General features: G+C 71.4%; 24 protein-coding genes. 13 read left to right on the forward strand and 11 right to left on the reverse strand.

Annotated elements, in window-relative coordinates:
* Positions 1-42: 42 nt before the first annotated feature.
* The 3 genes from hutH to ACFY3C_RS28095 all read right to left on the reverse strand — a co-directional run bounded on the left by hutH (position 43) and on the right by ACFY3C_RS28095 (position 3,732).
* Positions 43-1,581: a histidine ammonia-lyase gene (gene hutH / locus ACFY3C_RS28085; protein ID WP_390772784.1), complete on the reverse strand. Its 1,539-nt coding sequence runs from the start codon at positions 1,579-1,581 to the stop codon at positions 43-45.
* A 64-nt stretch (positions 1,582-1,645) separates the two neighbouring features.
* Entirely contained in the window at positions 1,646-2,833 is a 1,188-nt protein-coding gene (locus ACFY3C_RS28090; protein WP_390772695.1) for a diguanylate cyclase domain-containing protein, read from the reverse strand.
* A gap of 104 nt (positions 2,834-2,937) precedes the next feature.
* A complete protein-coding gene (locus ACFY3C_RS28095; protein WP_390772696.1) occupies positions 2,938-3,732 on the reverse strand; it encodes an enoyl-CoA hydratase/isomerase family protein in 795 nt (264 codons plus the stop codon).
* Positions 3,733-3,934: 202 nt separating this feature from the next.
* On the opposite strand from ACFY3C_RS28095, the gene ACFY3C_RS28100 reads away from it, so the two are divergent.
* On the forward strand, positions 3,935-4,540 hold the full coding sequence (locus tag ACFY3C_RS28100; protein WP_390772697.1) for a hypothetical protein: 606 nt from the start codon (positions 3,935-3,937) through the stop codon (positions 4,538-4,540).
* Here ACFY3C_RS28100 and ACFY3C_RS28105 read toward each other — a convergent pair.
* Together ACFY3C_RS28105 and ACFY3C_RS28110 are read right to left on the reverse strand one after the other, a co-directional pair.
* On the reverse strand, positions 4,531-5,655 hold the full coding sequence (locus tag ACFY3C_RS28105) for an adenylate/guanylate cyclase domain-containing protein (RefSeq protein ID WP_386579169.1): 1,125 nt from the start codon (positions 5,653-5,655) through the stop codon (positions 4,531-4,533). The genes ACFY3C_RS28100 and ACFY3C_RS28105 overlap by 10 nt on opposite strands.
* Before the next feature lie 603 nt (positions 5,656-6,258).
* Positions 6,259-7,119: a biotin--[acetyl-CoA-carboxylase] ligase gene (locus tag ACFY3C_RS28110; protein WP_390772698.1), complete on the reverse strand. Its 861-nt coding sequence runs from the start codon at positions 7,117-7,119 to the stop codon at positions 6,259-6,261.
* Positions 7,120-7,230: 111 nt separating this feature from the next.
* Between ACFY3C_RS28110 and ACFY3C_RS28115 the strand changes: the two genes are divergently transcribed.
* The 4 genes from ACFY3C_RS28115 (at position 7,231) to ACFY3C_RS28130 (ending at position 9,969) form a co-directional block, all read left to right on the forward strand.
* Complete coding sequence (locus ACFY3C_RS28115) at positions 7,231-8,826, forward strand: acyl-CoA carboxylase subunit beta (RefSeq protein WP_390772699.1); 1,596 nt, start codon at positions 7,231-7,233, stop codon at positions 8,824-8,826.
* 24 nt (positions 8,827-8,850) lie between these two features.
* Complete coding sequence (locus ACFY3C_RS28120) at positions 8,851-9,060, forward strand: acyl-CoA carboxylase epsilon subunit (RefSeq protein WP_386579163.1); 210 nt, start codon at positions 8,851-8,853, stop codon at positions 9,058-9,060.
* Positions 9,061-9,196: 136 nt separating this feature from the next.
* Entirely contained in the window at positions 9,197-9,325 is a 129-nt protein-coding gene (mmpB, locus tag ACFY3C_RS28125) for a morphogenic membrane protein MmpB (RefSeq protein ID WP_386579162.1), read from the forward strand.
* A 26-nt stretch (positions 9,326-9,351) separates the two neighbouring features.
* A complete protein-coding gene (locus ACFY3C_RS28130; protein ID WP_386579160.1) occupies positions 9,352-9,969 on the forward strand; it encodes a Maf family protein in 618 nt (205 codons plus the stop codon).
* Here ACFY3C_RS28130 and ACFY3C_RS28135 read toward each other — a convergent pair.
* Positions 9,941-10,525, reverse strand: coding sequence for a hypothetical protein (locus tag ACFY3C_RS28135; RefSeq protein WP_390772700.1), 585 nt, complete (start codon positions 10,523-10,525; stop codon positions 9,941-9,943). The genes ACFY3C_RS28130 and ACFY3C_RS28135 overlap by 29 nt on opposite strands.
* 375 nt (positions 10,526-10,900) lie before the next feature.
* Here ACFY3C_RS28135 and ACFY3C_RS28140 point away from each other — a divergent pair, with 375 nt between their 5' ends.
* Positions 10,901-12,673, forward strand: a complete 1,773-nt coding sequence (locus tag ACFY3C_RS28140; protein ID WP_386579157.1) for an acetyl/propionyl/methylcrotonyl-CoA carboxylase subunit alpha — start codon at positions 10,901-10,903, stop codon at positions 12,671-12,673.
* Between the two features lie 192 nt (positions 12,674-12,865).
* Here the strand turns inward: ACFY3C_RS28140 and ACFY3C_RS28145 are convergent, their stop codons facing one another.
* Positions 12,866-13,795 (reverse strand): DeoR/GlpR family DNA-binding transcription regulator, encoded by a 930-nt coding sequence (locus ACFY3C_RS28145; RefSeq protein WP_386579155.1) that lies wholly within the window; start codon positions 13,793-13,795, stop codon positions 12,866-12,868.
* Positions 13,796-13,962: 167 nt separating this feature from the next.
* Positions 13,963-15,411 (reverse strand): NAD(P)H-quinone dehydrogenase, encoded by a 1,449-nt coding sequence (locus ACFY3C_RS28150; RefSeq protein ID WP_386579153.1) that lies wholly within the window; start codon positions 15,409-15,411, stop codon positions 13,963-13,965.
* Between the two features lie 117 nt (positions 15,412-15,528).
* Between ACFY3C_RS28150 and ACFY3C_RS28155 the strand changes: the two genes are divergently transcribed.
* The 3 genes from ACFY3C_RS28155 to ACFY3C_RS28165 all read left to right on the forward strand — a co-directional run bounded on the left by ACFY3C_RS28155 (position 15,529) and on the right by ACFY3C_RS28165 (position 18,664).
* Positions 15,529-15,966 carry a gamma-glutamylcyclotransferase gene (locus tag ACFY3C_RS28155; protein WP_386579152.1) on the forward strand — a complete coding sequence of 146 codons (438 nt, stop codon included), beginning with the start codon at positions 15,529-15,531 and terminating at the stop codon, positions 15,964-15,966.
* A gap of 126 nt (positions 15,967-16,092) precedes the next feature.
* Positions 16,093-16,917: a purine-nucleoside phosphorylase gene (locus tag ACFY3C_RS28160; protein ID WP_386579150.1), complete on the forward strand. Its 825-nt coding sequence runs from the start codon at positions 16,093-16,095 to the stop codon at positions 16,915-16,917.
* Between the two features lie 115 nt (positions 16,918-17,032).
* Positions 17,033-18,664, forward strand: coding sequence for a phospho-sugar mutase (locus tag ACFY3C_RS28165; RefSeq protein ID WP_390772701.1), 1,632 nt, complete (start codon positions 17,033-17,035; stop codon positions 18,662-18,664).
* Between the two features lie 528 nt (positions 18,665-19,192).
* Here ACFY3C_RS28165 and ACFY3C_RS28170 read toward each other — a convergent pair.
* A complete protein-coding gene (locus ACFY3C_RS28170; protein ID WP_390772702.1) occupies positions 19,193-19,855 on the reverse strand; it encodes a PH domain-containing protein in 663 nt (220 codons plus the stop codon).
* Positions 19,856-19,992: 137 nt separating this feature from the next.
* Here ACFY3C_RS28170 and deoC point away from each other — a divergent pair, with 137 nt between their 5' ends.
* Genes deoC through ACFY3C_RS28185 form a run of 3 tightly spaced genes read left to right on the forward strand, consistent with a single transcriptional unit; the run spans position 19,993 to position 23,307 of the window.
* Complete coding sequence (gene deoC / locus ACFY3C_RS28175) at positions 19,993-20,949, forward strand: deoxyribose-phosphate aldolase (protein ID WP_386579375.1); 957 nt, start codon at positions 19,993-19,995, stop codon at positions 20,947-20,949.
* 20 nt (positions 20,950-20,969) lie between these two features.
* Positions 20,970-22,406, forward strand: coding sequence for an aldehyde dehydrogenase family protein (locus ACFY3C_RS28180; RefSeq protein ID WP_389186504.1), 1,437 nt, complete (start codon positions 20,970-20,972; stop codon positions 22,404-22,406).
* Positions 22,399-23,307 (forward strand): aldehyde dehydrogenase family protein, encoded by a 909-nt coding sequence (locus ACFY3C_RS28185; protein WP_390772703.1) that lies wholly within the window; start codon positions 22,399-22,401, stop codon positions 23,305-23,307. Before ACFY3C_RS28180 ends, ACFY3C_RS28185 begins: the two co-directional genes overlap by 8 nt.
* A gap of 99 nt (positions 23,308-23,406) precedes the next feature.
* Here the strand turns inward: ACFY3C_RS28185 and ACFY3C_RS28190 are convergent, their stop codons facing one another.
* Positions 23,407-23,829, reverse strand: a complete 423-nt coding sequence (locus ACFY3C_RS28190) for a hypothetical protein (RefSeq protein ID WP_390772704.1) — start codon at positions 23,827-23,829, stop codon at positions 23,407-23,409.
* A 127-nt stretch (positions 23,830-23,956) separates the two neighbouring features.
* Here ACFY3C_RS28190 and ACFY3C_RS28195 point away from each other — a divergent pair, with 127 nt between their 5' ends.
* The gene (locus ACFY3C_RS28195) at positions 23,957-24,592 is read left to right on the forward strand and encodes a uridine kinase (protein WP_390772705.1); all 636 of its coding nucleotides are present in this window, start codon (positions 23,957-23,959) and stop codon (positions 24,590-24,592) included.
* Between the two features lie 157 nt (positions 24,593-24,749).
* Here the strand turns inward: ACFY3C_RS28195 and ACFY3C_RS28200 are convergent, their stop codons facing one another.
* Positions 24,750-25,487 carry a SigE family RNA polymerase sigma factor gene (locus tag ACFY3C_RS28200; protein WP_386579134.1) on the reverse strand — a complete coding sequence of 246 codons (738 nt, stop codon included), beginning with the start codon at positions 25,485-25,487 and terminating at the stop codon, positions 24,750-24,752.
* Positions 25,488-25,590: the final 103 nt, after the last annotated feature.

The raw sequence follows: 25,590 nt of genomic DNA on the forward strand, positions 1-25,590 counted from the left end.
GGGCCCTGCCGAACGACAGGGCCCCTTCACTCGTTCCGCGCTCTACTGCAGCGGACCGGTGACCGTCTCCACGGCGGCGACGAGGTGTCCCCCGCGCACGAAGGCGTCGGCGGCGGCCAGGTCGGGGGCCAGGAACCGGTCCGGTCCTGGACCCTGCACACCGGCCGCGCGCAAGGCTTCGATCACGGCCTGCGAGGCGGGCGCCGGGGTCAGGCCCTCGCGCAGCTCGATGCCGCGGGTGGCGGCGTACAGCTCGACGGCGATGATCCGGGTGAGGTTGTCGACGGCGGTGCGCAGCTTGCGCGCGGCCGACCAGCCCATGGACACATGGTCCTCCTGCATCGCGGAGGACGGGATCGAGTCCGCGGAGGCCGGGACGGCCAGCCGCTTCATCTCACTCACCAGTGCGGCCTGCGTGTACTGGGCGATCATGAGCCCGGAGTCGACACCGGCGTCGTCGGCGAGGAAGGGCGGAAGCCCGTGGCTGCGGTTCTTGTCCAGCAGCCGGTCGGTGCGGCGCTCGGCGATGGAGCCGAGGTCGGCGGCCGCGATGGCGAGGAAGTCCAGGACGTAGGCCACGGGGGCGCCGTGGAAGTTGCCGTTGGACTCGACGCGGCCGTCGGGCAGCACGACGGGGTTGTCGACGGCGGAGGCCAGCTCCCGCTCGGCGACGAGACGGGCGTGTGAGAGGGTGTCCCGCCCGGCACCGGCGACCTGCGGGGCGCAGCGCACCGAGTAGGCGTCCTGGACGCGGGGCGCGTCGTCCTGGTGGTGTCCGGTGAGCCCGGAGTCCTTGAGCACGGCGAGCATGTTGGCCGCCGAGGCGCCCTGCCCCGGGTGCGGCCGGATGGCGTGCAGCTCGGGCGCGAGGACCTTGTCCGTGCCGAGCAGCGCCTCCATGCTGAGGGCGGCGGTGATGTCGGCGGACTTGTACAGGGTGTCCAGGTCGGCGAGGGCCATGACCAGCATGCCGAGCATGCCGTCGGTGCCGTTCAGAAGGGCCAGGCCCTCCTTCTCGCGCAGCTCGACGGGCTGGATCCCGTGCTCGGCGAGCAGCTCACCGGCGGGCCGGACGGTGCCGTCGGGACCCTCCGCGTCCCCTTCGCCCATCAGCGCGAGGGCGCAGTGGGACAGCGGGGCCAGGTCGCCGGAGCAGCCGAGGGAGCCGTACTCGTGCACGACCGGGGTGATCCCGGCGTTCAGCACGTCGGCCATGGTCTGCGCGACCTCGGGCCGCACACCCGTGTGTCCCGAGCAGACGGTCTTGAGCCGCAGGAACATCAGGGCACGTACGACCTCACGCTCGACCCGCGGGCCCATGCCGGCGGCGTGCGAGCGGACGATGTTGCGCTGCAGCTGGGCGCGCAGTTCCTGGCTGATGTGCCGGGTCGCCAGGGCTCCGAAACCGGTGGAGACGCCGTAGACCGGGTCCGGCTTGGCCGCCAGCGCGTCCACGATCTCCCGGGCCGCCGCGAGGGCCGCCACCGCCTCCGCCGACAGCTCGATCCGGGCGCCGTCGCGCGCCACGGCGAGAACGTCGGACGCGGTGACACCGGACGTCCCCACCACCACAGTGTGCATATCCATATTCAGGAGCGTACGCATTGAATGCGTTGATGTCACTAGTGGGGAACAGGAGTGACCCTTACCGATCCGTGTGCTTCACCTCACGGCCACCACCGGTCGGCCGGCGCCCACGGAAGCGCCGCCGCTCTCCGCGCTCGTCCCGCTCGGGCGACGGCTCGTCGGCGAGACGCACAACAGGATCGTCCGGCCCCTCCCGCCCCGCCACCACCGGCCGGTCCGCACGCATGGCCTTGGCCCGGTACTGGGCGGCGTCGGCCAGCCGGAACAGCCGCCGGGCCGAGCGCACGGACCCGATGGCCTCCTCGGTCGAGGCGACCCCGCACGCCACCCCCTCCCCCAGCTCCAACTCGGCGGCCCTGCGGCACAGTTCGTCCGCGGCCTTGACCACGTCATCGACAGACGCCCCCACCGCCAGCAAACAGAACTCGTCCCCACCGAGCCGCGCCGCGAGCGCACCCGGCACCATCGCCCCGCACAACGACAACACCGACCCGAACCGCTCCAGCAGCCGGTCCCCCACCGCATGCCCAAGAGTGTCGTTGACCCTCTTGAGCCCATTGAGATCGCAGACGACGAGACTGACGACGACCCCGTCCGCACGGTGCCGCTCGACGGCCTCTTCCAAACTCACGTCCACGGCACGGCGGTTGGCGAGGCCGGTGAGGGCGTCGGTGAACGCGAGCCGACGGGCCTCCTCCAGCCGCTCGGTCTGCGCGATGCCCGCGGCGACGACGGCGGCCAGGACCGTGGCGAAGTCGGCGTCCGCCCGCCCGAACACGGGCTCACCGGCCGCACGGGCGACATACAACTCACCCCAGGCCCTGCCGTGCAGCACGACGGGGGCGACCAGACAGCAGCCACGGTCCCTACGGCGCAGGGCGGCGACCCGATGATGGTGGTAGCCGGGGGTGCCGGCCGCCGTGCCCTCGGCGGTCTCCACCCAGGCGTTCGGCTCGCCCCCGCCCGCCCAGCGCTCGTGCAGGAACTCGGTGATCTCCGGGAACTGGTGCACCGGGTAGGCCTCGGCCTCCGGGAACTCTTCCTCGTCCGGGCGGCGCTCCCCCACGTTCACCAGGACCCGCAGCCGCCCCAGCTCCCGCTCCCACACCGACAGCGCGGCGAACCTCCCGTCGAGCGCCCGGCACGCACCGAGCGCGGCGGCCCGCCACGACTCCCGCGGGGTGTGCGCCGCAGCCATCCCCTGAGCCAGCGCCACCACGGCGCCGAGCCGCTTGTCCTCACCCATCACCCCAGGTTAGGGATGAAATGGTGCAAATGGGGATAGGGGCGCGGCGATCAGGTGCCCACAGGAAACACCCGAGACTCACACCACCGCCCCACACCCCCGGCTCACTCCCCGGGCCACTCCGGCTTCCGCTTCTCGTTGAACGCGGCCACACCCTCCGCCCGGTCCCCCGAGAACGCCACCGACCGCCACGCCGCGTCCTCGACCTCCAGGCCGGCCCGCAGATCCAGCCCGTGCCCGAGCCGCAGCGCCCGCTTCGCCGCCCGCAGCCCCACCGGCGAGTTCCCGGCGATCCGCGCCCCCAGCGCCAGCGCCTCCTCGCGGTCCCGCCCCTCCTCCACCAACCGGTCCACCAGCCCCAGCTCGGCAGCCTCGGCCGCCTCCAACCGCCGCGCCGAGAAGATCAGCTCGGCCGCCCGAGCCGCCCCGACCCGGCGCGGCAGCAACTGCGTACCGCCACCCCCCGGAATCACTCCCACGGACACCTCCGGCAGCCCCACCACCGCCGTACGGTCCGCCACGATCAGGTCGCAGGACAGGGCCAGTTCGAAACCGCCGCCCAGGGCAAAACCGTGCACGGCGGCGATCGTCGGCATGGGCAGCTCCAGCACCCCGGTGTACGCGCCGCGCGCCACCGGCCGCTGCCGTACCAGATCCGCGTCACTGAACGAGTTCCGCTCCTTCAGATCGGCCCCCACGCAGAACGCCCGTTCGTGGGACGAGGTCAGGACGACCACCCGCGCGTCCCGGTCGGCACCGAGCGCCGTGCACGCGGCCGCGATGGAACGGGCCATCTCCGTCGAGACGGCGTTCATGGCCTTGGGCCGGTCCAGCACCAGCTCAGCCACATGCCCGTGCCGCCGCACCAGCACGAACTCCCCGAACCGCTCCTCGCTCATGACACCCTCCGGTTAACGCGGGTTAACTCACTGTCGGCCCGATCATCGCAGCCGTACCCCACCCCGGGAAAGAGCCGCCCCCGCCCGCTGTTCTACCCCCGTTCGAGTGACATCCCGGCCGTCTCACCCCACACCACCCACAAGAGCGCATAGCGTGCGCTCCGCCGCGGCGCACCCGGGGCGCACGGCGGGGAGGAACCTGATGACACCGATACCCGAACAGCCCGACACGGCCGAGAGACAGCCGACGGAGACGACGCACCCCCTCCTGTCCCTCATCCGCCGCGGGCGCCACCGCAAGCCCCGCCCCCACAAGGTCCTGCTGGCCGCGGGCGGCCTGGCCCTGGCCGCCGGAGTCCTCAGCCTCGTCCGGGTGGCCCCGGACTCCGGAGTGGGCGCCCCGGGCACGGCGGAGGCCGAGCCCCGCCTGGACCCGGGCGGCACCACCGACCACGCATCGGACCCGGCGAACGACACCACTCCCACGACCGTGCCCTCGGCGACACAGGTCATGGGCGGGATCAGCGCAGCCCCCACAGCCACAGCCACAACCACAACCGCCCCGCAGGCGACACCCACGACGCTCCCCGACAGCACAGGCATCCCGACCACGATCCCGACGAGCGCCCCGAAGACAACGGCCCCCCGCCCATCACCCACGACGCCGACGACGCCCACCCGAGCCCCCACACCGACGCCCAGCCAGACCACACAGGCACCCGCCCCCTCACCCACACCGGAGCAGGACGGGGTGTGCATACCGGTGATCGGCCTATGCGTGGACCTGCCGGGCGCCCCTCAGGCCTGACCGTCGCGGCGATTGAGCAGCCAGGGCTCGACAACACCGAGCCCGCGAACCGGCCGCTGCCACATCGGCTGGAGTCCGAAGCGGTACTTGGGCGGCTCCTCGCCCTCCTTCTCGGCGGCGGCAGCGGCCTCGGCAGCCTCGGCCTCGGAGGCGGGCGCCTCAGCGGTGCGGATCAGCTCCTCGGCAAAGGCACTGTCGACGAGCACGGCGTCACGCGGCGCTATCGAGGTCAGCCTCGACGCCAGGTTGACGGTCGTACCGAAGACATCCCCCATCCGGGTGGTCACCGTGCCGAACGCCATCCCGACCCGCAGCTCGGGCATCGTCTCGTCGTTGGCCATCGTCTCGACCAGCCGCAGGGCGATGTCGGCGGCGATACCCGCGTCGTCGGCGGCGTACAGCACCTCGTCACCGAGGGTCTTGATGAGCCGCCCGCCCCGCGCGGCGACCAGGTCGGCGGCCGTGGTCTCGAAGGCCTCGACCAGCTCGCCCAGCTCCTCCTCCTCCATCCGCCGGGTCAGCCGCGTGAACCCGACGAGGTCGGCGAAGCCCACGGCCAGCCGCCGGTCGACCATCTCCTCGTCGTCACCGGTCTGCACGACGCGGCCGGCCGAGGCGGCGAGCTGGCGGCGCCACACATAGACCAGGAACTCCTCCAGCTCGGGCAGGAGCAGCTCGACGATCGGGTACGTCACCTCGGTGCGGGTCATGCCCGGCTCGGGGGGCTCGGTCAGCCCCTCCAGGAAGGAATCGATCTGCCACTCCGCCAAACGGGCGGTGGTCTGCCCGGTCGACCGCGCGACCTGGACGGCCATGGCCTCACTCAGCAGCCCAGCCTCCACCAGACCGGCGAGCCGCCGCAGGGCCAGCACGTCGGCCTCGGTGAGCGCCTTGGCCTGCCCGATGTCCGCGAACCCCATGGCCCGCCAGAACCGCGACGCCAGCTCCATGGAGACGCCGGCGCTGCGGGCCGCCTGAAAGGGGGTGTAGCGCCGCTCGGCCCCCAGGATGAGCTGCTCGAGACGCAGGGCAAGCGGATCCTCGCCGGAGTCGGCGGCGTGGAGGTCCACCCGGCCGTCCGCGTCCGCGCCGGAGCCCGTGTCGTCGACGGTCACGCCTGCTGCCCTTCCGATCTGCCACGGTCAGGTATCGACCGGCCTCAACTCTACGGCAGGTGTGCGCCAGCTCACTCCGTTGGGTTCAGCCGACGGTTCGCTCCCCGGCGCCGGGTGCGCTGACCGGCGTCGCTGCTGGACAACCCCGGGGCTGTGCGCCCAGACCCCGGCATCGGCCCAGGTCCGGGGTGCTCCCTCACCGTCGCCGGCCGCGGGCGCCCTGTGGCTGGTCGCGCCCACGCGGCGGAGCCGCATATCGATACAGCCCCGCGCCCCTTGGGGAGCTGCCGTGCCGTCGGCCGAATGGCGCCGCAGCCGCCCACGGCGGGAAGGGGACGTGCCGGGGGGTGTCCGCCCGCAGCGGTTGGCGCGTCAACGCCGGCGCTTCTGCGACCAACCGATTCCGCGCCGTTCCGAGGACGGACACCCCCCGGCGCGGCCCCGACCCACACCCCACCCTGGGCGCTACGCGCCACCCCCACCGAACCCGCGGCGGCGCCGCAGGCACCCCGACCAGGAGCCGCAGGGGCACCCCAACCCAAGCCCGGATAGGCGCCGCAAAAGGCGCCCCCACCCGAGCCCGCAAAGGCGCCGCAGGCCCTCTCACGCAGGCCGCAGATGCACGATGTCCCCCGCCCCCACAGGCTCCTGCACACCACGCTCCGTAGCGATGACGAGCCGCCCGTCCCCATCGACGGCGACCGCCTCCCCCACCAGGGCCCGATCCCCCGGCAGCTCGGCCCGCACCATCCGCCCGAGCGTCGCGCACCCCGCCGCATAGGTCTCCTGGAGCCCGCTGACCCCCGGATCACCCCCGGCCGCCCGCCACCGCCCGTACCAGTCCTCCAGCGACCGCAGCACAGCCCGCAGCAGCGGATCCCGATCCGTGCTCACCGCCCCGGCCAACGCCAGCGACCCCGCCTGCCGCACAGGCAGTTCCTCGGCACGAAGCGTGACGTTGATCCCGACGCCGACCACGACGCCGTCGTCCCCGGCCCGCTCCGCCAGGATGCCCCCCGTCTTGCGCTCCTCGTCGCCCACGGTCACCAACACGTCGTTGGGCCATTTGAGTGCCGTGTCCACACCGGCGGCCCGAGACAGACCGGCCGCCACCGCCACCCCGGTGAGCAGCGGCAGCCACCCCCACCGAGCGACCGGCACCTCGACGGGGTTGAGCAGAACGGAGAAGAAGAGCCCCGACCGAGCAGGCGCGGTCCACTCCCGCTCCAGCCGCCCCCGCCCGGAGGTCTGCTCCTCGGCGACGAGGACCGCACCCTCCCCCGCCTTGCCCGCGACGGCCCGGGCGACGAGGTCGGAGTTGGTGGAGCCGGTGCGCTGGACCACGTCCAGTTCCGACCACAGACTCCCCTCCCGCACCAGGGCCCTCCGCAGCGCGGCGGCGTTCAGAGGCGGACGGTCCAGGTCGGACCAACGGCTGTCGTCTGATGCATTGTGCGGCGTCATGCAAGTCACCCTAGGTGTGGGAAACGCCGCACTGCCGACATGAAGGCACGCCACTACGCTACGGATGAGTAACCGTCCCCCCTTTTGAGCAGGCAGGGAGCCACGATCCCGATGTCCGAGCCGGAAGAGATCGACATCCACACGACCGCGGGCAAGCTCGCGGATCTGCAGCGCCGTATCCATGAGGCGACGCACGCCGGCTCGGAGCGCGCCGTCGAAAAGCAGCACGCCAAGGGCAAGCTGACGGCGCGTGAGCGCATCGAGCTGCTGCTCGACGAGGGCTCCTTCGTCGAGTTGGACGAGTTCGCCCGCCACCGCTCCACCAACTTCGGGCTGGAGAAGAACCGCCCGTACGGCGACGGCGTCGTCACGGGCTACGGCACGGTCGACGGCCGCCCCGTGGCGGTGTTCTCGCAGGACTTCACGGTCTTCGGCGGCGCGCTCGGCGAGGTCTACGGCCAGAAGATCGTCAAGGTCATGGACTTCGCGCTGAAGACCGGCTGCCCGGTCATCGGCATCAACGACTCCGGCGGCGCCCGCATCCAGGAGGGAGTCGCCTCCCTCGGCGCGTACGGCGAGATCTTCCGCCGCAACACCCACGCGTCCGGCGTGATCCCGCAGATCAGCCTGGTCGTCGGCCCGTGCGCGGGCGGTGCGGTCTACTCGCCCGCGATCACCGACTTCACGGTGATGGTCGACCAGACGTCGCACATGTTCATCACGGGCCCGGACGTCATCAAGACGGTCACCGGCGAGGACGTCGGCTTCGAGGAGCTGGGCGGCGCCCGCACCCACAACTCGACGTCCGGCGTGGCCCACCACATGGCCGGCGACGAGAAGGACGCCATCGAGTACGTCAAGCAGCTGCTGTCGTACCTGCCGTCCAACAACCTCAGCGAGCCCCCGGTCTTCCCGGAGGAGGCGGACCTCGCCGTCACCGGGGAGGACCTGGAGCTGGACACCCTGGTCCCGGACAGCGCGAACCAGCCGTACGACATCCGCACGGTGGTCGAACACGTCCTGGACGACGCCGAGTTCTTCGAGACCCAGGCCCTGTTCGCGCCGAACATGGTCACCGGCTTCGGCCGGGTCGAGGGCCACCCGGTGGGCATCGTCGCGAACCAGCCGATGCAGTTCGCCGGCTGCCTCGACATCGACGCCAGTGAGAAGGCGGCGCGCTTCGTGCGCACCTGCGACGCCTTCAACCTCCCGGTGCTCACCTTCGTGGACGTGCCGGGCTTCCTCCCGGGCGTCGACCAGGAGCACACGGGCATCATCCGCCGCGGCGCAAAGCTGATCTACGCCTACGCGGAGGCGACCGTCCCGCTCATCACGGTCATCACCCGCAAGGCCTTCGGCGGCGCGTACGACGTCATGGGCTCCAAGCACCTGGGCGCCGACCTGAACCTCGCCTGGCCGACCGCCCAGATCGCCGTGATGGGCGCCCAGGGCGCCGTCAACATCCTGCACCGCCGCACCATCGCCGAAGCGGAGGCGAACGGCGAGGACCTCGAAGCCGTGCGCGCGCGCCTGATCCAGGAGTACGAGGACACCCTCCTCAACCCCTACATCGCGGCCGAGCGCGGCTACATCGACGCGGTGATCATGCCGTCGGACACCCGCGGCCACATCGTCCGGGGTCTGCGTCAGCTGCGCACCAAGCGGGAATCCCTGCCTCCGAAGAAGCACGGCAACATCCCCCTCTAGGCCCCGCGGACCCTTGGAGCGGTCATGAACATCAAGGTCGTACGAGGCAACCCCACCCCGGAGGAGCTGGCCGCCGCTCTGGCGGTGGTCCGCGCCCGCGCCGTGGCGGCAGCAGCAATGCCACCCGGCGCACCGGGCCCGAGGGACTCCTGGTCGGACCCGTCCCGCATCGCAGGCCACCAGGTCCCGCGCCCTGGCCCGGCGTCGTGGACCCGCACCTACTGGCCAAGCTGAGGACAGCAAACCCGGGGGCGCGGGGCTGTAACAACATGCGGCTCAGCCGCGTGGGCGCAGCTCAGAACAACAAAGGGTGCCAATTTGAGTACCCCTACTCAGGCACCCTCCCCGGCCCAAGCCCCACGCTGGTGGCATGCTGTGGTCAGACCCCGAAGACGAGCCGCCGAAGGAACTCCGCGACACGCAGGAGATGCTCCGGCGGCTCGGCTTCGTCATGGCCCTGGCCATGTTCCTCGGCATGATCGTGCTCGGCCTGAGGTAGCCCGGCGGCCCCGCTAACCTGACCGCATGACTGCAAAGCCGCGCAGACGCCTCGTGCTCGCATCCCGGTCCCCCGCCCGCCTGGCCCTGCTACGCCAGGCCGGCCTCGCCCCCGAGGTGATCGTGAGCGACGTCGACGAGGACGCCGTCACCGCACCGACCCCGGCCGAGCTGGCGCTCGCTCTCGCCGAGGCCAAGGCCTCGGTCGTGGCGGCGAAGCCGGAGGTGCAGGGCGCCCTGGTGATCGGCTGCGACTCGGTGCTGGAGCTGGACGGGCAGGCGCTCGGCAAGCCGGCCGACGCCGAGGAGGCCGCCGCCCGCTGGAAGTCGATGCGCGGGCGCGCCGGGACCCTCCAGACGGGCCACTGCATCTGGGACACGACGGCCAAGCGGTACGTCGCCGGACTCGCGTCCACGGTCGTCCGCTTCGGCGAGCCCTCGGACGAGGAGATCGCCGCGTACGTGGCCTCGGGCGAACCTCTCTACGTCGCCGGAGCGTTCACCCTGGACGGCCTCTCGGCGCCGTTCATCGAGGGCATCAACGGCGACCACGGCAACGTGATCGGCATCAGCCTGCCCCTCGTACGGCGGCTGCTGGCCGAACTGGGCATCGGCATCACAGAGTTGTGGGCAACGGCTGAGTGATCTGGGCGGGGACGGAGTCCTGCGGCTCGTCGTCCCCGTCCTGGGGCTCGTCCGTCCGGCTGTGCGACTCGCCCACGGCACCCGGGGCCCCGGCCGGCTCGCCCTCGGCCAACGGGTCGCCGCCCGCCTCCGGGGCACCGCCGGAGGCACCCTGCTCCGGGCCGTCCTCAGGGTCGTACGACACCAGGAGCAGGACGAGGAGGCCGAGCATCACGACCATGAACACGAAGGCCGGCCAGCCCACCGGGCTCAGGGTGAAGGCGCCCAGCAGGCCGTGCACGACCGCCACGCTGATCAGCACGACACGCCCGAAGCCCGCGGGGGCGCGGTTGCGTATCGCCACGAGCAGGGCCACCAGAGCGCACAAAGCGAAGTAGAGACCGAAGGCCACCCCGGCGATCTTCGAGGACGTCGACATGACGTCGGGGTCGAGGCCGGCCAGGGACATCTGCTGGCGGTGCACCACCACCCCGAGGAACCAGTTCAGCGCCCCGATCACCAACGCCTCGGCCAAGAGGACGACCGCTACGACCCATGCCACCGGTCTGCGCACCACCGGCCCCCACCCACCTTCGACCTCAGCCCGAGCAGAGCTGCTGTTACCTGAAGTACGTTCGAGTCATCGCGAACGCTACTAACGGGTAAACCCAGGGACAAGGGTTCGGTCACCGGCAAAGAATCATTGGGCCATTCGTAGGGACTCGACAAAGAAACAGAGTGGGCCGCAGCACGCTCTCACAGAGACCTTGACCACATGACGGGGCTAGGGTTTTCCGGAGGAGTCCTGCGTACCGAGGTGCGACAAGGGATTTCGCGGGTCGAGCGAGCCTCGTATCACGCTCCGTGTGGGCAAGCTCACCATTGGGGACGGGTCGAAGTGCCGTGTCGGCAGTCCCTAAACTCGGCTTGTTTCAAGGAGGGAGCCTCAATCGTGCGCAAGGTGCTCATCGCCAACCGTGGCGAAATCGCTGTCCGCGTTGCCCGGGCCTGCCGGGATGCCGGGATCGCGAGCGTGGCCGTCTACGCCGACCCGGACCGGGACGCTCTGCATGTCCGCGCCGCGGATGAGGCGTTCGCCCTGGGTGGTGAGACCCCCGCCACCAGCTATCTGGACATCGAGAAGGTGCTGAACGCCGCTCGCGAGTCCGGTGCGGACGCGATCCACCCGGGCTACGGCTTCCTCTCGGAGAACGCCGACTTCGCGCAGGCGGTCCTGGACGCCGGTCTGATCTGGATCGGCCCGCCCCCGCAGGCCATCCGCGACCTGGGTGACAAGGTCGCCGCCCGTCACATCGCCCAGCGCGCCGGCGCCCCCCTGGTGGCCGGTACGCCCGACCCGGTGAGCGGTGCCGAGGAGGTCGTGGCCTTCGCCGAGCAGCACGGCCTGCCGATCGCCATCAAGGCCGCCTTCGGTGGCGGCGGCCGCGGCCTGAAGGTCGCCCGCACCCTCGAAGAGGTCCCGGAGCTGTACGAGTCGGCGGTCCGCGAGGCGGTCGCCGCCTTCGGCCGTGGCGAGTGCTTCGTCGAGCGCTACCTCGACCGCCCCCGCCACGTCGAGACCCAGTGCCTGGCCGACAAGCACGGCAACGTGGTCGTGGTCTCCACCCGTGACTGCTCCCTGCAGCGTCGCCACCAGAAGCTGGTCGAGGAGGCCCCGGCGCCGTTCCTCTCCGAGGAGCAGGTAGCCGAGCTGTACCGCGCCTCGAAGGCGATCCTGAAGGAGGCCGCGTACGAGGGTGCCGGCACCTGTGAGTTCCTGGTCGGCCAGGACGGCACGATCTCCTTCCTGGAGGTGAACACCCGCCTCCAGGTGGAGCACCCGGTGACCGAGGAGGTCGCCGGCATCGACCTGGTCCGCGAGATGTTCCGTATCGCCGACGGCGAGGAGCTGGGCTACGACGACCCCGCCCTGCGCGGACACTCGTTCGAGTTCCGGATCAACGGCGAGGACCCGGGCCGCAACTTCCTCCCGGCTCCCGGCACGGTCACCAAGTTCACCCCGCCGTCCGGCCCCGGCGTCCGCCTGGACGCGGGCGTGGAGTCCGGCTCGGTCATCGGCCCGGCCTGGGACTCCCTGCTCGCCAAGCTGATCGTCACCGGCCGCACCCGCAAGGAGGCCCTGGAGCGGGCCGCCCGCGCCCTGGAGGAGTTCCAGGTCGAGGGCATGGCGACGGCGATCCCGTTCCACCGCGCGGTCGTGCAGGACCCGGCGTTCGCCCCGGAGCTGACCGGTTCCGCCGAGCCCTTCACGGTCCACACCCGCTGGATCGAGACGGAGTTCGTCAACGAGATCAAGCCGTTCGCGACCCCCGCCGAGGCCGAGGCCGAGGAGGAGACGAACCGCGAGACGGTCGTCGTCGAGGTCGGCGGCAAGCGCCTGGAGGTCTCCCTCCCGGCCTCCCTGGGCATGTCCCTGGCCCGCACCGGCCTCGCGGCCGGCGCCAAGCCGAAGCGCCGCGCGGCCAAGAAGTCCGGCCCGGTGGCCTCCGGCGACACCCTCGCCTCCCCGATGCAGGGCACGATCGTGAAGGTCGCGGTCGAGGAGGGCCAGGAGGTCAAGGAAGGCGACCTGGTGGTCGTCCTCGAGGCCATGAAGATGGAACAGCCCCTCAACGCCCACAAGGCGGGCACCATCAAGGGCCTCAACTTCGAGGTAGGCGCCTCGGTGACGTCCGGCGCCGCGATCTGCGAGATCAAGGACTGACGTCAGGACTCTGAGCGACGCCCGGTGGACAAAGACTCTGCCGGGCGTCCGCTATTTGAGTCGTCTGGGCGCAACCTACCCAGGGGCGCGGGGCTGCATCTATTAGCGGCTCCGCCGCGGGGCGCGACCAGCCACCTCGAACCCGCACCCGCCCACACGCCACAAGCCCTACGGCGAATAGGCGAACGAACCTCAGCGCCGACGAAGGTCAGCCACCCGACCCCGCTCAACGCCTGGCGACTGCTCCCCGAGCATCCCCCGCAACCCGCCCTGCCCCCGCCGGGGCCCAGGCAGACCCCGCTGACGCGCCGCTGGCAACTGCTCACCCCCCGGAGGGCTGCTCGCCCCCGCGACAGCGATCTGCACCCCCTGATCCGCGAGAGCCTGCAACTCCGTGGCGGCGCGATCGTCGTGCGCGGGCGGCTCGTCGGTGACCAGCCGGGTGATGACATCGGTCGGCACCGTCTGGAACATGGTGTCCGTACCCAGCTTGGTGTGGTCGGCGAGGACCACGACCTCTGCCGCGGCCTGCACCAGCGCACGGTCGACGGACGCCGAGAGCATGTTGGACGTGGACAGCCCCCGCTCCGCGGTCAGGCCGCTCCCCGAGAGGAACGCCTTCGACACCCGCAGCCCCTGCAGGGACTGCTCCGCTCCGGAGCCGACGAGGGCGTAGTTGGAGCCGCGCAGGGTGCCGCCGGTCATCACGACCTCCACGCGGTTGGCGTGGGCCAACGCCTGTGCCACCAGAAGGGAGTTGGTGACGACGGTCAGCCCGGGCACCCGCGCGAGCCGGCGGGCCAGCTCCTGCGTGGTCGTACCCGCGCCGACCACGATGGCCTCGCCCTCTTCGACGAGTCCCGCGGCGAGATCGGCGATGGCCGTCTTCTCGGCGGTCGCGAGATGGGACTTCTGCGGAAAGCCGGACTCCCGCGTGAACCCGCCCGGCAATACCGCACCGCCGTGCCGGCGGTCGAGGAGTCCTTCTGCCTCCAGTGCGCGCACGTCCCGCCGTACGGTCACTTCGGAGGTCTGGACGACGCGGGCGAGTTCACGGAGCGACACGGCCCCGTTCGCTCGCACCATTTCGAGGATCAATTGGCGACGTTCTGCAGCGAACACGAAACTGACAGTAACCCCAACGACCGTCTGCTTTCAGCAGTTTGCGCCGAATAACAGAAGTTGTTCGTACGGCAGGACGGGAAGTGGTATAGGGCCTAATCTCCCCGCCCATGTCGCACGCATGCTCGACAACTCCCCTTGACCAGCGGGAAAGCCGGGTCCGGCCGTCAGGCCTCGACGCCCGCCTTGCGGGTGTGCAGCTGCCGTGCCACCTCCGCGATCGACCCCGAAAGGGAGGGGTACACCGTGAAGGCGTTCGCGATCTGCTCGACCGTCAGATTGTTGTCGACGGCGATCGAGATGGGGTGGATCAGTTCCGAGGCGCGCGGCGCCACCACGACACCGCCCACGACGATCCCGGTACCCGGCCGGCAGAAGATCTTCACGAAGCCGTCCCGGATGCCCTGCATCTTGGCGCGCGGGTTGCGCAGCAGCGGCAGCTTCACGACCCGGGCGTCGATCTTGCCCGCGTCCACGTCCGCCTGGCTGTAGCCGACGGTGGCGATCTCGGGGTCGGTGAAGACGTTGGAGGAGACCGTCTTCAGGTTCAGCGGGGCCACCGCGTCGCCGAGGAAGTGGTACATGGCGATACGTCCCTGCATGGCGGCGACGGACGCGAGGGCGAAGACACCGGTCACGTCACCGGCCGCGTAGACGCCGGGAGCGGTCGTACGCGAGACCTTGTCGGTCCAGATGTGGCCCGAGTCGCGCAGCTTCACGCCCGCGTCCTCCAGCCCGAGCCCCGCGCTGTTCGGGATGGCGCCGACGGCCATGAGGCAGTGCGAGCCGGTGATGACGCGGCCGTCGGCCAGGGTCACCTCGACCCGGTCGCCGACGCGCTTGGCGGACTGCGCGCGGGAGCGGGCCATGACGTTCATGCCGCGGCGCCGGAAGACGTCCTCCAGGACGGCGGCGGCGTCCGGGTCCTCACCCGGCAGCACGCGGTCGCGCGAGGACACCAGGGTCACCTTGGACCCGAGCGCCTGGTAGGCACCGGCGAACTCGGCACCGGTCACACCGGAGCCGACCACGATCAGCTCTTCCGGCAGCTCGGTGAGGTCGTAGACCTGGGTCCAGTTGAGGATGCGCTCGCCGTCGGGCTGGGCGTCGGGCAGCTCGCGCGGGTGGCCACCGGTGGCGATGAGGACTGCGTCGGCGGTGAGGGTCTCCTCGGTGCCGTCGGCGGTGCTGACGACGACCTTGCGGGAACCGTCGAGGGCCTGCATGCCGTCCAGCCGGCCGCGGCCACGCATGACCCGGGCGCCGGCCCGCGTGACGGACGCGGTGATGTCGTGCGACTGGGCGAGCGCGAGCCGCTTCACACGGCGGTTGACCTTCCCCAGATCCACGCCCACCACCCGGGCCGCCTGCTCCAGCGGCGGGGTGTCGTCGGCGACGATGATCCCCAGCTCCTCGTACGAGGAGTCGAAGGTGGTCATCACCTCGGCCGTAGCGATAAGGGTCTTCGACGGCACGCAGTCGGTCAGCACCGACGCTCCGCCCAGACCGTCGCAGTCGACGACGGTCACCTCCGCACCGAGCTGAGCGGCGACCAGCGCCGCTTCGTATCCGCCGGGTCCGCCACCGATGATCACGATCCGAGTCACGTACCCCATTGTCCCGCACGCTTCAAGGTGCTACTGCCCGGGGGGCGGCGGGCGGCTGTCTCCGGTACGGAAAAGAACGGGAGAGAACGGGAGAGTCAGGAGTTTCTCCTGCCGTACCCTCTCCCCATGTCGCTCTATGCCGCGTACGCCTGCAACCTCGAAGCGCGGCTGATGTCCCGCCGCGCCCCGCACTCCCCGCTGCGCGCCATCGGCTGGCTGAACGGCTGGCGGCTGACCTTCGGCGGCGAACAGCTGGGCTGGGAGGGCGCGCTGGCGACGATCGTCGAGGAGCCCGGCGCCCAGGTCTTCGTCGGCCTGTACGACATCGCGCCCATGGACGAGGAGTCCCTCGACCGCTGGGAGGGCGTCGGCCTCGGCATCTACCGCCGGGTCCGGGTCCGGGTGCACACCCTGGACGGCGAGGAGTCGGCATGGACGTACGCCCTCAACGCCTACGAGGGCGGCCTGCCCTCGGCCCGGTACCTGGGGGAGATCGCGGACGCGGCCGAATCGGCGGGGGCGCCCCACGACTATGTGATGGAACTCCGCAAGCGCCCCTGCTGAGGCCGGCCGGACAGCGGCCTTGCTGCGGCTTTGCCCACGCTTCGTCGGAAACGACAAGACAACGAAAGCATTCCCGTGAGGTCTGTCATCTACGCGCGTAGGCGAAGACCGGCTACCCTCATCGGCGTGAACGCATCTCTTCTTCCGGACGACATCCAGGGCGACCCCTACGCCGCCGCCGACGCCGCCGCCGCGCGCCTGCGCGAACTCACCGGCGCCGAGACCCACGACGTCGCCCTCGTGATGGGCTCCGGCTGGGCTCCGGCCGTCGACGCCCTGGGCGCACCCGACGCCGAGTTCCAGGTCACCGAGCTGCCCGGCTTCCCGCCGCCGGCCGTCGAGGGGCACGGCGGCAAGATCCGCTCGTACTCCTTCGGTGACAAGCGCGCCCTGGTCTTCCTGGGCCGCACGCACTACTACGAGGGCCGCGGCGTGGCCGCCGTCGCGCACGGCGTCCGCACGGCCGTCGCCGCCGGCTGCAAGACCGTGGTCCTCACCAACGGCTGCGGCGGCCTGCGCGAGGGCATGCGCCCCGGCCAGCCGGTCCTGATCAGCGACCACATCAACCTGACGGCCACGTCCCCGATCGTCGGCGCCAACTTCGTCGACCTGACGGACCTCTACTCCCCCCGTCTGCGCGCCCTGTGCAAGGAGATCGACTCCTCCCTGGAGGAGGGCGTCTACGCGCAGTTCCCCGGCCCGCACTACGAGACCCCGGCCGAGATCCGCATGGCCCGTGTGATCGGCGCGGACCTGGTCGGCATGTCCACGGTCCTGGAGGCGATCGCCGCCCGTGAGGCCGGCGCCGAGGTGCTGGGTATCTCCCTGGTCACCAACCTCGCGGCGGGCATGACCGGCGAGCCCCTCAACCACGAGGAGGTCCTCCAGGCGGGCCGCGACTCGGCGGCGCGAATGGGACAGCTTCTGACGCAGGTGCTGGGCAGGCTGTAAACGCCGCTGAGCCCATCCGCCTGCTTTCCAACAGATTCGGGGGGCGGGTGGGAAACAGGGGTCTGGGGGCGGAGCCCCCAGTGGACGAGGCAAACACGGAGAGGTTGATCCCAAGGTGCACGACGATCTCATCGCCAAGGCCAGCGCATGGCTCGCCGAGGACCCGGACCCGGAGACCCGCGACGAACTGGCCAAGCTGATCGAGGCCGGGGACGTCACCGAACTCTCCGCCCGCTTCAGCGGCACCCTCCAGTTCGGCACGGCCGGCCTGCGAGGTGAACTCGGCGCCGGCCCGATGCGCATGAACCGCTCGGTGGTCATCCGCGCCGCCGCCGGCCTCGCCGCCTACCTGAAGAAGAACGGCCAGACCGGCGGCCTCGTCGTCATCGGCTACGACGCCCGCCACAAGTCCGCCGACTTCGCCCGGGACACCGCCGCCGTCATGACCGGCGCCGGCCTGCGCGCGGCCGTCCTCCCCCGTCCCCTGCCGACCCCCGTCCTGGCCTTCGCGATAAGGCACCTGGGCGCGGTCGCGGGCGTGGAGGTCACCGCCAGCCACAACCCGCCCCGGGACAACGGCTACAAGGTCTACCTCGGCGACGGCTCCCAGATCGTCCCGCCGGCGGACGCGGAGATCGCCGCCGAGATCGACGCGATCGTCTCGCTGAACGACGTCCCCCGCCCGGACACCGGCTGGGAGACCCTGGACGACGCGGTCCTGGACGCCTATCTGGCCCGTACGGACGCGGTCCTCGCCCCCGGCTCCCCCCGCACCGCCCGCACGGTCTACACGGCGATGCACGGTGTCGGCAAGGACGTTCTGCTGGCCGCGTTCGCCCGCGCCGGCTTCCCCGAGCCGGTGCTGGTCGCCGAGCAGGCCGACCCGGACCCGGACTTCCCGACGGTCGCCTTCCCCAACCCGGAGGAGCCGGGCGCGATGGACCTGGCGTTCGCGCAGGCCCGCGCGACCGACCCGGACCTGGTCATCGCCAACGACCCCGACGCCGACCGCTGCGCCGTGGCCGTCAAGGGCGGGGACGCCTGGCGGATGCTGCGCGGCGACGAGGTCGGCGCGCTGCTCGCCGCCCACCTGGTGGCCCGCGGCGCCACCGGCACCTTCGCGGAGTCGATCGTCTCCTCCTCCCTCCTCGGCCGCATCGCCGAGAAGGCGAACCTCCCGTACGAGGAGACCCTCACCGGCTTCAAGTGGATCGCCCGCGTGGACGGCCTGCGCTACGGCTACGAGGAGGCCCTCGGCTACTGCGTGGACCCGGAGGGCGTCCGGGACAAGGACGGCATCACCGCCGCGCTCCTGATCACCGAGCTGGCCTCGGCCCTCAAGGAGCAGGACCGCACCCTCCTCGACCTGCTGGACGACCTGGCCGTGGAGCACGGCCTGCACGCCACCGACCAGCTGTCGGTCCGCGTCCAGGACCTCTCCGTCATCTCGGACGCGATGCGCCGCCTGCGCGAGCAGCCCCCGACCGAGCTGGCGGGCCTGTCGATCACGCGGGCCGAGGACCTCACCAAGGGCACGGACAAGCTGCCGCCCACGGATGGCCTGCGCTACACGCTCGACGGCGCCCGGGTGATCGTCCGCCCGAGCGGCACCGAGCCGAAGCTGAAGTGCTACCTGGAGGTCGTGGTACCGGTCGCGGACCACGCCGGCCTTCCGGCAGCCCACACCCGCGCGGCCGAGCTGCTCGCGGCCATCAAGTGGGACCTGTCCGCCGCCGCCGGCATCTGAGTTCACCTACGACGTTCACCTGCGACGGAGGGGTGCCCCTGACTCCAGGGGCACCCCTCCGTCGTACGTGGGCACCGGCCTGCGGGAGGAGCACGATGGCCGCGGTCCACACCACGGCCGGCACCACCGCGAGCGGCCACAGCGGGCAGCCCCGGCCGCTCTCCTCGCTGCGCGGCGCGTACGCCGACCACTGGGTGAAGGCTGCCTGCCGACTGCCCAGCGTCAGCTCGGTGCCCACGCACTCGACCTTCCTCAGGTCGTCCCAGTTGTGCCGGATGCCGCGCAGCCCGTTGAACCACAGCCCCTCGCTGTCGTCTCACCGGCGCGCCCGCTCACCGTCCCAGGAAGGCCGGCCGTCGGGAAGGCGGGACTCGGGCAACGGCAGGGGCTGCCCAGGGCTGGGGTTCTTGGACTTCCAGACGGTCGGACGGCACGGCGGGTTGCGGTCCCGGCGGTTGCGCGCAGCGGTAGCCGATGATGACCCGTACGACTGTGAGTGGGCTGGGGGTCAGGCCCCGGCGGCCGCCCTCACCCGATCGCCAGCAGCACCGCCAGCAGCACCGCCCCGGCGGCCACGGGCGCGATCACCTCGTAGGCCCAGCGCACGGTCACCTCGCCCTGCGCCGACTTGGCCTGCCCGCGCCGCTCCTGGGCGGCGCGCAGGTCGTCCATGATCTGGTCGGTCTCGGCGCGGGTCGGCCCGTCGTGGCCGCCGAGGCCGCCGAAGAGGCCGAAGCCGCCGGGCCCTGGGCCCATGGAGCTCCCCTCGCCCTTGGCCGCCGCCTTTGCCCGGCTCTGCTGGCGCGCGGCCTTCTTACGGGCGCGCAGCGACACGGGGATGGCCCACAGCTGGTACTTGGTGCCGGAGTTGTCGATGACCTCGTTGGTGTAGCCGGAGCGCAGGGAGGCGACCTCCCCCCAGGGCAGGGTGATCACCCGGAAGGGGTTACGCACCCGCAGCCGGTCCTCGCCCGAGAAGACCGCCGGCCGCAGGGTGAAGGCGATCACCAGCGGGACGACCAGGATCAGCGCGGCGAGTGCGATCCAGGGGGTGCGCCCGGCGCCGCGGACCAGTGCGTCGAAGCCCAGCCAGGCGGCCAGCGCGAGCAGCAGCACACCGGCCATGAGCGCCATGGGCGAGCGGTAGGTCAGGTCCTTGGCGGTGGCCGACTGGTGGTCCGGGGTCGTCATGCTCCCGATTCTGCACGACGCCGCCGCAAGCGCAGCTACGCGCCCCCGTACCGGCGCTCATCCGTGATCGACAACCAGGCAATGAGCACCCGGGGCTATACAGCCGCTACGCGCGTAGATATGCTCGTCTGGTGACCATGCCCACTGCACCCACAGCACACGCTCTCGCTGACGTCACCGCGTCCGACAGCACGCTGCGCCGCTTCCTCCACGGGCTGCCCGGCGTCGACGCGGTCGGCCTGGAGGCGCGCGCCGCGTCTCTCGGCACCCGTTCCATCAAGACCACCGCGAAGGCGTACGCCATCGACCTCGCCATCTCGATGGTCGACCTGACGACGCTGGAAGGCGCGGACACCCCGGGCAAGGTCCGGGCGCTCGGCGCCAAGGCGGTCCACCCGGACCCGACGGACCGGACGACCCCGACCACGGCGGCCGTCTGCGTCTACCCCGACATGGTGGCCGTCGCCAAGGAGGCCGTCGCCGGTTCCGGCGTCAAGGTCGCCTCGGTCGCCACCGCCTTCCCGGCCGGCCGTGCCGCCCTCGACGTGAAGCTCGCCGACGTCCGTGACGCCGTCGCCGCGGGCGCCGACGAGATCGACATGGTCATCGACCGGGGCGCGTTCCTCGCGGGCAAGTACCTGAAGGTGTACGACGAGATCGTCGCCGTGAAGGAGGCCTGCGGTACGAGCGCCCGCCTGAAGGTCATCTTCGAGACCGGCGAGCTGTCCACGTACGACAACATCCGCCGGGCGAGCTGGCTGGGCATGCTGGCGGGCGCGGACTTCATCAAGACGTCCACCGGCAAGGTCGCCGTGAACGCGACCCCCGCCAACACCCTGCTGATGCTGGAGGCGGTGCGCGACTTCCGCGCCCAGACCGGCGTCCAGGTCGGCGTGAAGCCCGCCGGCGGCATCCGCACCACCAAGGACGCCATCAAGTTCCTGGTCCTGGTCAACGAGACCGCGGGCGAGGACTGGCTGGACAACCACTGGTTCCGCTTCGGCGCCTCCTCGCTCCTGAACGACCTGCTGATGCAGCGTCAGAAGCTGGCCACCGGCCGCTACTCCGGCCCCGACTACGTGACGGTGGACTGATCACCATGGCCAAGGAAAAGATGACCACCGCATTCGAGTACGCACCGGCGCCCGAGTCCCGCTCCGTCGTCGACATCGCCCCTTCCTACGGCCTGTTCATCGACGGCGAGTTCGTGGAGGCGGCCGACGGCAAGGTCTTCAAGACGGTCTCGCCGTCCACCGAGGAGGTCCTCTCCGAGGTCGCCCAGGCCGGCGAGGCGGACGTCGACCGTGCGGTGAAGGCCGCCCGCAAGGCGTTCGAGAAGTGGTCGGCGCTGCCGGGCTCCGAGCGCGCCAAGTACCTGTTCCGCATCGCCCGCATCATCCAGGAGCGCAGCCGCGAGCTGGCCGTCCTGGAGACGCTGGACAACGGCAAGCCGATCAAGGAGACCCGCGACGCGGACCTCCCGCTGGTCGCCGCGCACTTCTTCTACTACGCGGGCTGGGCGGACAAGCTCGACCACGCGGGCTTCGGCGCGAACCCGCGCCCGCTGGGCGTCGCGGGCCAGGTCATCCCCTGGAACTTCCCGCTGCTGATGCTGGCGTGGAAGATCGCCCCGGCATTGGCGACCGGCAACACGGTCGTCCTCAAGCCCGCCGAGACCACCCCGCTCTCCGCGCTGTTCTTCGCGGACATCTGCCGCCAGGCGGGCCTGCCCAAGGGTGTCGTCAACATCCTTCCGGGCTACGGCGACGCGGGCGCCGCGCTCGTCGGGCACCCGGACGTCAACAAGGTCGCCTTCACCGGCTCCACGGCCGTGGGCAAGGAGATCGCCCGCACGGTCGCGGGCACGAAGAAGAAGCTCACCCTCGAACTGGGCGGCAAGGGCGCCAACATCGTCTTCGACGACGCCCCGATCGACCAGGCCGTCGAGGGCATCGTCACGGGCATCTTCTTCAACCAGGGCCAGGTCTGCTGCGCGGGCAGCCGCCTCCTGGTCCAGGAGTCGATCCAGGACGAGCTGCTGGACTCCCTCAAGCGCCGCCTGTCGACCCTGCGTCTCGGCGACCCGCTGGACAAGAACACCGACATCGGCGCGATCAACTCCGCCGAGCAGCTCTCCCGCATCACCTCGCTCGTCGAGCAGGGCGAGGCGGAGGGCGCCGAGCGCTGGTCCCCCGCCTGCGAACTGCCGACCTCCGGCTACTGGTTCGCCCCGACGCTGTTCACGAACGTCACCCAGGCGCACACCATCGCCCGCGACGAGATCTTCGGCCCGGTGCTGTCGGTCCTGACCTTCCGCACGCCCGACGAGGCCGTCGCCAAGGCCAACAACACCCAGTACGGCCTCTCCGCCGGCATCTGGACCGAGAAGGGTTCCCGGATCCTGGCCGTCGCGAACAAGCTGCGCGCCGGCGTCGTCTGGTCCAACACGTTCAACAAGTTCGACCCGACCTCGCCGTTCGGCGGCTACAAGGAGTCGGGCTTCGGCCGCGAGGGCGGTCGTCACGGCCTGGAGGCGTACCTCGATGTCTGAGAAGACGGAAAAGACCGACGTGCGGCTGTCGGTCTTCAAGACCTACAAGCTGTACGTCGGCGGGAAGTTCCCGCGTTCCGAGAGCGGCCGGGTGTACGAGGTGACGGACTCCAAGGGCAACTGGCTGGCCAACGCTCCCCGGTCCTCCCGCAAGGACGCCCGTGACGCGGTCGTCGCCGCCCGCAAGGCGTTCGGCGGCTGGTCCGGCGCGACCGCGTACAACCGCGGCCAGATCCTCTACCGCATCGCGGAGATGCTGGAGGGCCGTCGCGAGCAGTTCGTCCGCGAGGTCGCCGACGCGGAGGGCCTGTCCAAGTCGAAGGCCGCCGCCCAGGTGGACGCCGCGATCGACCGCTGGGTCTGGTACGCCGGCTGGACCGACAAGATCGCCCAGGTCGTGGGCGGCGGGAACCCGGTGGCGGGCCCGTTCTTCAACCTCTCCTCGCCGGAGCCGACGGGCGTCGTGGTCGTCCTCGCCCCCCAGGAGTCCTCCTTCCTGGGCCTGGTGTCCGTGATCGCCCCGGTGATCGCGACCGGCAACACGGCGATCGTGATCGCGAGCGAGAAGTCCCCGCTCCCCGCTCTGTCGTTGGGCGAGGTGCTGGCCACCTCGGACCTGCCCGGCGGTGTGGTCAACGTCCTCTCCGGCGGTACGGCGGAGATCGCGGCCCCGCTGGCCGCGCACCAGGACGTCAACGCGATCGACCTCGCCGGCGCCGACGGCGTCCTGGCGAAGGAGCTGGAGATCGCCGCGGCCGACAACCTGAAGCGCGTCCTTCGTCCACAGCCTGTGGACGACTGGTCGGCAACTCCTGGCATCGACCGCATGACGGCGTTCCTGGAGACCAAGACGGTCTGGCACCCCACGGGCTCGCTGGGCGCGTCGGGTTCGTCGTACTGACGACCTGACGACCTGACGACCTGACGGCCCCGCAGAGCCGGAGAGCCGCGCCACCCCTCCGTCCGGGGGCGGCGCGGCTCTCCTCGTGCCGGTCGGAGTTCAGCCCAGCGGGGCGCCCGTACCGCCGCCCAGCAGACCGGTCACCAGACCCACGCCCGGCACCGCGCTCAGCGACTTGGCCTGCGCGACCGGACCCGTCAGCATCTGCGTGCCGACCGGCTTGAAGTCGGCGACCTGGGTGCCCACGCCGTTGTTCAGCGGGTCGACGCCGGTACCGGCGAGCGGGTTGGGCTTGAGGTCGGCGACCGGGCCGGTGACGTAGCCGACCGTCCCGGTGAGGGCCGTCAGGCCCGCGTCGGGGTCGACGTTGCCGAGCGAGGTGGGACGCCACGGCACGTCGAGGACCGGGGCGGCGGCCGCGTGCGCCGTCGCCGCGCCCGCGCCCAGGGCCGCGCCTGCGGTCGCGAGGGCGATCAGGGCGCGCCGCGCGGTGGGGTGCTGGGGGGAAGCGTGTCGGGCCATCGCTGGTGCCACCTTCTGGTGTGCAGGGTAATGAGGTCAGCACACAGGGTAGTTGAGGTGAGGGTCACGCTCAAAAGCCGACCCGCGGGGTCGGCAGGCGGCCCACCATGCGTCAAACTGGTGTTCCGTGAGCATTCATCCCCCGTCCCCCGCCCGCGTCGTGCTGCTGTGCGGCCCCTCGGGCTCGGGCAAGTCACTCGTCGCCGCCCGTTCCGGGCTCCCCGTCCTGCGCCTCGACGACTTCTACAAGGAGGGCGACGACCCGACGCTGCCGCTGGTGGACGGAAGTTCGGACATCGACTGGGACCACCCGGAGTCGTGGGACGCGGACGTCGCCGTCGAGGCCATCACCCGCCTGTGCGCCTCCGGGTCGACGCCGGTACCGGTGTACGACATCTCGCTGAGCGCCCGTAGCGGCGAGGAGACGCTGCACATCGGGCGCACCCCGCTGTTCATCGCGGAGGGCATCTTCGCCGCGGAGATCGTGGAACGCTGCCGTGAACTGGGCGTGCTGGCGGACGCGCTGTGCCTGACCCGCGGCCCGGCCACCACCTTCCGCCGGCGTTTCCTGCGCGACCTCAAGGAGGGCCGCAAGTCGGTCCCGTTCCTGCTGCGCCGCGGCTGGCGGCTGATGCGCGCGGAGCGGTCGATCGTGACCCGCCAGGTCGCGCTGGGCGCTCACCCCTGCGACCGGGACGAGGCGCTGGGCCGGCTGGCGGCCGCCGCCGCGGGGCGGCACGCGCGGCAGCAGACGGCGGCGTAACAGAACACGCGAGCACGCAAAGCGGGACTGGACGGACCCCCGGCCCTCCAGTCCCGCTTCTCGGTACTCCCCCGTGCTCCCCCCTGTTTCCCCGTTTCCCCCGTGGGCCCACCCCCCAGTGGTCCCCCGTTGGTCCCCCGTCGTTCCCCCCGAGCCTTCAGGCGACCAGTTCGCCGAAGGCGTCCTCCTCGTCACGGCCGAAGCTGAGGACCTCGTCCTCGCGCAGCCGGCGGAGCGACCGCCAGATGCTGGACTTCACCGTGCCGACACTGATGTCGAGGATCTCCGCGATCTCCGGGTCCGTGCGGCCCTCGTAGTAGCGCAGGACCAGCATGGTGCGCTGGAGTTCGGGCAGCCGGGCCAGCGCCTGCCACAGGACCGCGCGCAGCTCGGTGCCGCGCATCGCGTCCGTCTCGCCGACGGTCTCCGGCAGTTCCTCGGTCGGGTACTCGTTGAGCTTGCGGCGCCGCCAGGCGCTGATGTGCAGGTTGGTCATGGTGCGGCGCAGGTAGCCGCCGACCGCCGCCTTGTCGCTGATCCGGTCCCACGCCTTGTACGTCGAGAACAGCGCGCTCTGCAGCAGGTCCTCGGCCTCGAAGCGGTCACCGGTCAGGTGGTAGGCGGTGGCGTACAGGGAGGCGCGGCGCTCCTGGACGTAGGCGGTGAACTCCGCCTCGGTCAGCGAGCGGCGCTCCCCCGAGTCCTCCCTGTACGCGGATCCCCCGTGCGTTTCCCCCGTGTACGCGTCAACCACCGTCATGTAACCGGTGTGCTGACGCCCGGCGCCGCGAGCGCACCCCCGCCCGCTCACGGCGCCGGACTTCTCGGAACCCCGGTGCACGTCGTGCAGACGCGTGACCACTGCGCTGGTGCTGATGCTGTGCAGCGTGTTCATCTCGCGCTCCCCCGTCGTGGACTTCCGGTGTCCGGCTTGCTCGGCGTTACTTCCTTGCCTGTGCCGAAAAGCTTGCCGAGCGACCTTCATGGCCGTGTCCGCC

The sequence above is a fragment of the Streptomyces sp. NPDC001410 genome (assembly GCF_042895235.1).
GTDB lineage: Bacteria > Actinomycetota > Actinomycetes > Streptomycetales > Streptomycetaceae > Streptomyces.